At 58.4% G+C, this 7,891-nt stretch carries 10 protein-coding genes, 1 tRNA gene and 1 pseudogene; 8 read left to right on the forward strand and 4 right to left on the reverse strand.

Translation table 11 applies throughout. The features are described from left to right. The first annotated feature begins 1,010 nt into the window (after nucleotides 1-1,010). The 3 genes from nthA to I8N66_RS34570 are packed head-to-tail and all read left to right on the forward strand — an operon-like array spanning nucleotide 1,011 to nucleotide 2,657. Entirely contained in the window at nucleotides 1,011-1,658 is a 648-nt protein-coding gene (gene nthA, locus I8N66_RS34560) for a nitrile hydratase subunit alpha (RefSeq protein WP_291164211.1), read from the forward strand. Then, the gene (nthB, locus tag I8N66_RS34565) at nucleotides 1,658-2,314 is read left to right on the forward strand and encodes a nitrile hydratase subunit beta (protein ID WP_291164214.1); all 657 of its coding nucleotides are present in this window, start codon (nucleotides 1,658-1,660) and stop codon (nucleotides 2,312-2,314) included. Before nthA ends, nthB begins: the two co-directional genes overlap by 1 nt. Further along, nucleotides 2,301-2,657 carry a nitrile hydratase accessory protein gene (locus tag I8N66_RS34570; protein WP_291164218.1) on the forward strand — a complete coding sequence of 119 codons (357 nt, stop codon included), beginning with the start codon at nucleotides 2,301-2,303 and terminating at the stop codon, nucleotides 2,655-2,657. The genes nthB and I8N66_RS34570 overlap by 14 nt, the downstream gene beginning before the upstream one ends. A gap of 157 nt (nucleotides 2,658-2,814) precedes the next feature. Here the strand turns inward: I8N66_RS34570 and I8N66_RS34575 are convergent. Further along, nucleotides 2,815-2,884: transfer RNA gene (locus I8N66_RS34575), tRNA-Ile, on the reverse strand. Between the two features lie 100 nt (nucleotides 2,885-2,984). Between I8N66_RS34575 and I8N66_RS34580 the strand changes: the two genes are divergently transcribed. The 5 genes and pseudogenes from I8N66_RS34580 to I8N66_RS34600 all read left to right on the forward strand — a co-directional run. Further along, nucleotides 2,985-3,215, forward strand: a complete 231-nt coding sequence (locus I8N66_RS34580; RefSeq protein ID WP_291164221.1) for a CopG family ribbon-helix-helix protein — start codon at nucleotides 2,985-2,987, stop codon at nucleotides 3,213-3,215. Beyond that, nucleotides 3,212-3,469 (forward strand): type II toxin-antitoxin system RelE/ParE family toxin, encoded by a 258-nt coding sequence (locus I8N66_RS34585; protein WP_291164224.1) that lies wholly within the window; start codon nucleotides 3,212-3,214, stop codon nucleotides 3,467-3,469. The genes I8N66_RS34580 and I8N66_RS34585 overlap by 4 nt, the downstream gene beginning before the upstream one ends. A 244-nt stretch (nucleotides 3,470-3,713) precedes the next feature. Continuing rightward, the gene (locus I8N66_RS34590; RefSeq protein ID WP_291164227.1) at nucleotides 3,714-4,157 is read left to right on the forward strand and encodes a hypothetical protein; all 444 of its coding nucleotides are present in this window, start codon (nucleotides 3,714-3,716) and stop codon (nucleotides 4,155-4,157) included. A gap of 394 nt (nucleotides 4,158-4,551) precedes the next feature. Continuing rightward, nucleotides 4,552-4,884 (forward strand): transposase, encoded by a 333-nt coding sequence (locus I8N66_RS34595; protein WP_291164230.1) that lies wholly within the window; start codon nucleotides 4,552-4,554, stop codon nucleotides 4,882-4,884. An 18-nt stretch (nucleotides 4,885-4,902) separates the two neighbouring features. Further along, a pseudogene (locus I8N66_RS34600) lies at nucleotides 4,903-5,577 on the forward strand (IS1595 family transposase); the annotation flags it as partial. On the opposite strand, the gene I8N66_RS34605 reads toward I8N66_RS34600, so the two are convergent. From I8N66_RS34605 to I8N66_RS34615, 3 genes are all read right to left on the reverse strand, one after another. Further along, nucleotides 5,574-6,035, reverse strand: a complete 462-nt coding sequence (locus I8N66_RS34605) for a hypothetical protein (protein WP_291164233.1) — start codon at nucleotides 6,033-6,035, stop codon at nucleotides 5,574-5,576. The pseudogene I8N66_RS34600 and the gene I8N66_RS34605 overlap by 4 nt on opposite strands. A gap of 592 nt (nucleotides 6,036-6,627) precedes the next feature. Next, a complete protein-coding gene (locus tag I8N66_RS34610; RefSeq protein WP_113536165.1) occupies nucleotides 6,628-6,906 on the reverse strand; it encodes an HU family DNA-binding protein in 279 nt (92 codons plus the stop codon). Between the two features lie 184 nt (nucleotides 6,907-7,090). After that, nucleotides 7,091-7,462: a hypothetical protein gene (locus tag I8N66_RS34615; RefSeq protein WP_113536166.1), complete on the reverse strand. Its 372-nt coding sequence runs from the start codon at nucleotides 7,460-7,462 to the stop codon at nucleotides 7,091-7,093. Nucleotides 7,463-7,891: the final 429 nt, after the last annotated feature.

Genomic DNA, 7,891 nt, shown 5'->3' on the forward strand with positions numbered 1-7,891 from the left:
CCTGCGTGAAATCGATAAGGGGCGAGACCTGCCCGCCGAGCAAATCGCCGCCCGTGGCCGGCTCCTCGGTTGGCTCGCTGGATGCCTGCTTGGTCGGGAGCCGCGCTTATGTTGATCGGCGGCATTTTGAACTGGCTGTGAGAGGTTGCTCTCATTCGCTTTGCCCTTCAAGGCATCGCGAACCTTCTGAGCAGTGTCTGTGAATTCGAACGCCCAGACGGAAGGCCCTGGATCCCTGCAACAGAAAAAGGCCCCGGACGCTCCTTGTAGAAAAAAGCCTCTGCCATCCTCAGGCAGAGGCCCAGTCGTGCCGGGCCGCCCAGGCAACATCCGCAGGGCTACTCCGCGGAGGGCGGCTCGAGCTGGTAGATATCCTCTTATTGGCTTGGGTCAATTACCCTCGGGGGCTATGCCCATCACCGTACATTTCGTCGTTCGACTCGCTTCCGTCTGCGTGTGCTGATGCAAGCGATGTGGCTCGGGCAATGACCGGAACGATCCTGAACCTGGCAAGGCCGTTGATGATCTCCTCGCAGAGCGTCTCACTATATGATGCATTGCTGTCGGGGGTGCGGTCCTCGAACGGCCGCGCCGCGATCGGTGTTTCCTCGCCGTCATAGGACGCGTCGGCCGTTTTTGATGAACCTGGGTCCAGATTATCTTCGACCGGCCACTGTTCTTATTGTCGATGGGCCTACGGAGCCGAGCGCCTTTCTGATTTCGCGGATCGCCTGCGTCTGCGGATCCTCGGTGACGATCAAGTGCCGGCTAAACAGCATCGATTAAGTCGCGTATGGAATTTGGCTGGTTCTCCGCATTATCCCGACAAAGGCGTGGTGAGCGAAAACCAGAGACCTTCGCCTTCCTGGGTTTCATGCGATTGAATGGTGGTGGCCGGTGCAACATTGCTTGACCTTGGTGTAAAACCGCTCGATCATTCACGCCTCGACCCACCTCAAAATGGTGAGGTCGCTAGTTGATTTGGAAGACTAGGCTCCTGGAGCAAGGCGATGACAAGCTTCGATTCGCGACGCATTTCCAATATCCATCACGACCTGCATCAGCACGTGCCTTCCGAGTCCGTGCTGAGAACCAAAGCACTCGAAAGCCTTCTCGTGGAAAAGGGGCTCGTCGATCCCGCTGCTATGGACGCCTGGATCGAAATGTACCGCGATGAGATCGGACCCAAGCGCGGGGCGAAAGTCGTGGCGCGGGCCTGGAGAGATCCGTCGTTCAAAAAGGCTCTTCTCGAAAATGCGACCGCTGCAATCGAGCAGTTCGGATTTGCTGGGCACGGAACGGGTCACCTGCAGGCGGTTGAGAATACATCAGAGATACACAATCTCGTCGTCTGCACCCTTTGTTCCTGCTACCCATTCTCGATTCTGGGAATTCCGCCTGCGTGGTACAAGTCGAACGAATACAGGGCGCGCGCTGTGCGCGAACCGCGTGCCGTCTTGTCGGAATTTGGCGTGGAAATTCCTCCGACTGTCGAGGTGCGGGTCTGGGACTCGACGTCCGAGAGACGATATCTGGTAATACCGCAGCAGCCCAACGGTGTGGAATCCTGGAGCGAAGAGCAGCTCGCAGAGCTGGTCTCGCGTAATTCTATGATCGGAACGCAAAGGGATCTTTCTCCGACCAGGAGGAAAGCCTGATGGACGGCGTTCACGATCTGGGCGGGCGCGAAGGATTTGGCCCCATTTTAGGCAAGGATGACGAGCGGCCCTTCCGTTCGGATTGGGAAATGCGAGCTTTCGGTCTTGCCCAGGCTGCCGCTGGCGATGCGGACTGGTCGATTGATTGGTTCAGGCATTGCCGCGAGTTGATCGTTCCGGCCGAATATTTGACGCGGCCATACTTCGATCAATGGGTGGTGACGATTGCAGCCCAGATGATTGATGCCGGCTATCTCACATTGGAGGAACTCGATGCCGGCCGGTCGGCATTTGTACGCCAGCCTGGCTATCCGCCTGAAACCGCGGACGAGGCGCGTGCCTACGTCAAGTCCGCGCGCAGCTACGCGCTTGGTTCCGAGGCGCCGCCGTTGTTCGTCGCGGGCGATGCGGTGCGCGGCAAATCCATGGGACATCCCGGACATACGCGATTGCCGTCCTATGCCCGGGGAAGGCGTGGAAGCGTAATTGCGCATCACGGCGCCCATGTACTGCCGGATGCGTCAGCCGCCGGAACGCCCAGAGGCGAGCACCTTTACACGGTTGGCTTTGCCGCGTCCGAGTTGTGGCCGGAAGCCCACGACAGCCGCGATCAAGTTTTCGTCGATCTCTGGGAGAGCTATCTTGAGCGAATCTGATCCCAGGACGGCCCACCTGACGCAAAGGGACGGCGAACCGGCTTTCGCCGAGCCGTGGCATGCTCAGGCTTCCGCGATGGCAAGTTTGTTGGTTGCTTCGGGCGTAATATCAGGAGCGCATTGGTCTGAAACACTGGGAGCGAAGTTGCGCGAGGCACATCTCGCCGGACAGTCGGATGACACCGAGACCTACTATCGTGCCGTGTTGTCCGCGCTCGAAAGTCTCCTCGATCAAGTACACGCGATTTCCGGCAATGAACTAATCCAGCGGCGAGACGCCTGGGAGCGCGCATATTTGCGGACGCCCCACGGACGGCCCGTCGTGCTGCATGGGGACTTGTGACCAATCGCTCCTGCTCCTAACAGATGTCCGTCACCTTCGTACCGCAAGCCCAAGAGGTGATCCTATTGACCCGCACACGGACCCGTGCCCGAGCGCGCTTGGTAAACTGGTTCGCGAAAATCCATCGCGGAGGCGGTGAAACATAGGTGGGGTGTATTGGTGGGCCCGGCAGGACCCGCAAGCAGTCGGTCATCAGCCGACGGCTTTAACCATTGAGCTACAGGCCCCACCAGGACGTTCTAAACACAGAAAAACCGATGGATCAGTCGCGTAGCGGATGCTTTGAAGAAGTGTTTTGAACCTTGACGCACCAGTGACAGCGTTTACGTGCGTATAAAAGACGAACCGGCGAGCAAGCTGGATCAGCTCGCTGAGAAGCTGGATCGGTCCCGCTCTCACATGGCTGCCGAGGCCATCGAAGCCTTCGTTGAGCAGCAGGAATGGCAGCTTGCCGAGATTGAAGCCGGATTGGCCGAGGCCGACCGGGGGGAGTTCGCCAGCGATGAAGATGTGGCGAAAGTCGTCGGGAAGTACCTCAAATCTGCCCGCCAATCATGAGTGGGAAGCGTACTCGCTGGACGCTTCGGGCGTTGTGGCGGGGCGCGTATATCGAGAAAGACAATCCGGATGCGGCGGCCCGCGTCGTGGCGCGGATTGTCACTGCCGTGGATGCGTTAGCCGAATACCCTGCCAGTGGGCCTGGTCGTATCAAGAGCACGCGCGAGCTCGTGCTAGCCGACATTCCCTACATCATTCCCTACCGCATAAGTCCGGCATTAGGTAGCAAAAGCCACCGACAGCGATCTATCTAATTGAATTAGAATAGCAATCGCGACATCGCTATTTGGTAGCAGCCTTCGCCTTGAAAGCGCGCCAGTCCGCTACCCCCCCCTATGTCGTTAACTGCTCTTGACATTCCCGCATGACGGACCCTGCCTTCCGAGCTACATAGATGGAGACGGATCGGTTTATGGTAAGCGGTGTTGCCCTCGCTCCTTATCAATGAAGCACACCGCGACTGTGAGCCACGAGCGGCAAATGGAATGTTCTAGGGGCATGAAGCAAGGTGATGAAGCCGCACCTACCGTAGTTTTGGGCCTTTTAAGGCTCGGAGCGCTCTTCGGAGTCATCGCGGTTGTCGCTTACTCCTTCTGGGACTTGTACAGTGAGTCAGCAGCCCTAAATCGTCTCGCTGCGACTGCTAAAGGCTATCATTACACGGAAAGCTGCGATGCCGAAGGCAACCTCGTTTCTTCATTACCAGCCAACTGCGTCGACCTGAATCATTATGTCTTTATCGATGGCCCTGTTATGAAGGCGATCCGCCGGAACTGCGCTGGAAAGTCGGCAGCGACGCTTACTTTCGAGAAGGGCAAGGTAGCTAGGACGGAAATAAATAACGTTGAGAAGATGTTACAGTTCCGCGCTCGCAACGGAACGAATTCCCCGTGTGGGCCATATCGTCAGAAAACAGGAGGCACCAACAGCAAGGCCAGATGACCTTGTGGGGCCGACTGCGGTCTCTGGTAGTTTTAAACGCTCGCACAATTTCAGGGCACGCAATCGCGGAGATCGCCCGGATCGCCACTAAAAGGCCTTCGAACTCCCGTCAAAAATTAACCATTTGATCCTCCCTCGATCGACTTCTGCGAGAAGCAGAGGTAAGAACCTGGGTCATGTTCAGGATGATACGCATACAGCTCTGATCTCCCCGCGGCCGTTTTCGGCCGCCGATCCGCTGTGCCTGCCGTCGACTTCAGGAGCCTGAACATGACCCTCATCGCCACCGCCGCCGTTGCCCATCGCTCCCACGCTGAGGTGTTGACCGTCAGTGTCTTGGTCGGGGGCTTGGAAATACGCCCGGCCTTCCTCCGGATGGCGGAGGGGTTGAGCCATGGCGAACCCCGACGACACGCCCAAGGGCCAGCACTTCCTGCTGTCGCCAGAGTGCCGAACGCTGACGGTGCTCGATCTCGCCAAGATGCGGGATACGACTGCCTACAACTGGTTTAAGCGCCTGCGCTGGCACGAGACGGAGGGCGAGCCTTACTGCCCCAAGTGCGGAATGCTGCGGTGCCACACGATGAGCCGCAACCGCTTCAAATGCACCGAGAAGACCTGCAAGGCCGTATTCAGCGTCACCTCAGGGACCGTCTTCCACGCCCGCAAGCTGAGCTTCAAGAAGATGCTCATCGCCATCTGGTTCTCGGCGAACTCGGTGAAATGAAAGGCCGCGCTCCAGCTCTCGAGCGAAATCGGTGTTCAGTACAAGACCGCCTGGGTCCTCCTGATGAAGCTGCGCGAGGCGATCGCCTTGCGCAGGGAGGAGATGGTGCTGGATGGTGAGGTGGAGATTGACGGCAAGTACGCTGGCGGCCACATCCGTCCTGAAAACAAGGCCGAGGATCGCATCGACCGCCGCCTCAAGAAATACCAGAACATGAAACGTCTGTGCGCTCTTGCGATCCGCCAGCGCGGACTGGGAGGCCAGACGTTCACCCGGATCATCCGAGACGAAGACAGCAACGCAGCCTGGGCGGCCGTTCGAGATCACGTGTCGCGGGAGGCGACGGTCTTCGCTGACGAGCATGGCAGCTATAACGACCTGGCTGGCTTGAACAAGCTGGAGCGCGTCAACCACTCAAAGGCCTATCAGACCGACGATGGCACGAACACCAACCAGGTCGAGAGTTTCTTCTCGCGGGTCCAACGGGCCTATGTCGGCATCCACCATCGGTTTTCGTTGAAATACTTCGACTGGTACGTGGCCGAGCTCGCATGGCGCGAGGATTGCCGACACGTGAGCAATCGCAGTCATACGTTCCAGGTGCTGGGCCAGGCACTGTCTCGCCCGACGTCACGCTATCTGTGTGGGTACTGGCAGGGCAACAAGCCGCCGGACCTGATCTGGGAAGGCTAAGCGGCGACCTCCCACAGAACCTTACGACCGTCGAACTGGCCGGACTGCCGAACGCGTCCCGCAGTCGTCAGTTGGGTAAGGACCGCCGACAGGCGGTGTGCGATGTCTGAGAGATTGGCTGGCTCGCTCGCGATGCCGATCTTGGCTGCAAACTTCGCTGCGCAGTCGCCTACCGAAATGGGTTCTCCTGCTTCGCGGAGGACCTCCAAGACAGTTTGGCGCTTGTTTACGCCGTTCATGGCCGCTTTCACCTCGGGCGACGACGGCTTGGCCTTTGGAGAGCGGTTACCCTGTTCAGGTCCCGTCAGCGCCGATCCCTGATAGTCGGGCTCGTAGCTCAGGATGACGCGGTCCAGCGCTCTCATCAGTTCCTGAATGTCTACCCGCTCCCTTTCAAGCTGCTGCAGCCTGTCAGTCAAGGCGGCTCGCTTCTGCTTCAATTCGTACGCTACACTCATTCGAGGCTCCGTTTTCACCGGAAACCAGGTTAGTCGGGATGCAATTTCAGGTCTGGTGGTTTTTGCTACCTAATGCCGCATAAGTCGGGACGTCGAGATCCTCACCGTCTGCACGCTCACCAGCAATGGCCGCAGGTTCGCTAGTCACGACCAACAAAACGCGTCGGCGCGATGAGCGATGATCCGCTCTTCAGCCTGCCCGCTACGGCAAGGTGACCTATTCCCGGCTCCGTCCGAAAAGCACGGCGCTCCTGCTACTCCACTCCCGGGACATGTCACGGCTAGGTAAAATTAGACGGGAAGTGCAGGTTTTCGACGGAAAACTGGAAGCGGTCAGCCCAATCTTGGTTTCCAGTTGCGAATGGTTCACATGACGATTGTGCCACGTTTGTTCCCATTGAGCGTTCAGGAACGCATAATACATCATCGGGAGCCGCGTGCGGCGGGACCTAGCCATCGCGGGTCCCACATCGCTCAAGTGCCTCAGCCGACCGGCTCTGCCGCACAATCCGCAAGTCGTTTAAGGTTCGAGGCGACCAGATAGCATCACCGTGAGGTGGTGGGCTCTCTCGCCCCGAACCTGCCAGTCGTATCAGCCGTTCAGCGCGTCCTTGAGAGCTTTGGCCGGTGCGAAGGTCAACTTCTTTGCAGCAGCAACCTTGATGGTCGCACCGGTTGCCGGATTGCGCGCCTCCCGCTCAGGCGTGTCCTTGACCTTGAACTTGCCAAAGCCCGGTATCGACGTTTCCGCGCCGGATTTTGCGGCGGCGGTCACGGCGGCAAAGACCGCCTCGACAACCGTCTTGCTCTGGACTTTGGTCAAGCCGTGCTCGGTTGCGATCTTATCTGCAATCTCATTGGTTGTTGTCATTCTTTTCCCCTCATGATGACGGGGAAATCTCGCCCGACGAAATCCCTTTTGTCACCTGGAGACCCAGCGAGGAGGAGCGAAATGCCGAGGATTTCCACAACGCAATCGCCGCTTTTCGGTGAAGTTGGCTCCCGAGCCAGTGAGTGCCCGTTCGATCGACGGCGAGATATTCAGATGTGTCTGGTCATCTCATGCAGCAAGGTATCGCCCGCCAACCAGAATGACGAGCGTTGAGCAGAGTCGAATTCCCATCCACGACGAGCCACAACTCGTTGCCTAACGACTGAACCGTCAGGGGTTTGCGTTTCTCGAGACTGCCTTTCGCTGCCGCCACCATGTGGCGGTTGGCATTGACGATGCCTCTTTCGCGCGCACGCGCGTTTACCAACTGCTGAAGCGGAATAAGGAGATGTGGTTCGCTCAGATCGAAGTAAAGCGAAGGGTCATCCGGGAGCCGCGCGAGCGTTGCGGCGATTTCCTGATTGAACTCGATCTCCACAACAGCGCCGTCGGGCCGGAGAGTGGGATACTTTAGCGAAGTTTCTTCAGCTTTCATGCAGCGCCTCTCGGAGTATCCTGATGCCTGGCTCTAGCGACGGGAACTCTCGTGCCGGAAAAGAAAGGCCCCGCCGGTAGGCGGGGCGAGTATCGCACCCCAGATGGCTCACTGGGCGCGGGGAGGTTCAGTCCAACAGAAACTGCTCACATACGCTAGGCGCGTAACACGGGGGAGGGAAGGTCTGTTTCCCCGATTCCGGTACGCCCTAGCAGAAAAACTCCGCCACGAGCGTTGCAGCGTGAACGGCTGCATTCGCGGCCGGCGCCTAGTCCGCCTTCGGTTCCCGCATTGACCGGCAACGGTGTCATGCGCCAACTGATAGATGATGTTGCGATGCGCAGTTGTTGACTCTGCGATCCGCCCAATGGAAAAAGATGATCGGTTTGAGAGGGGAAACACTCATGGCAGACGAGAGCAATACCGAAA

Origin of the sequence: Ensifer sp. SSB1 (assembly GCF_016652895.1) — a bacterium.
In the GTDB taxonomy this organism is placed as follows: Bacteria; Pseudomonadota; Alphaproteobacteria; order Rhizobiales; family Rhizobiaceae; genus Ensifer.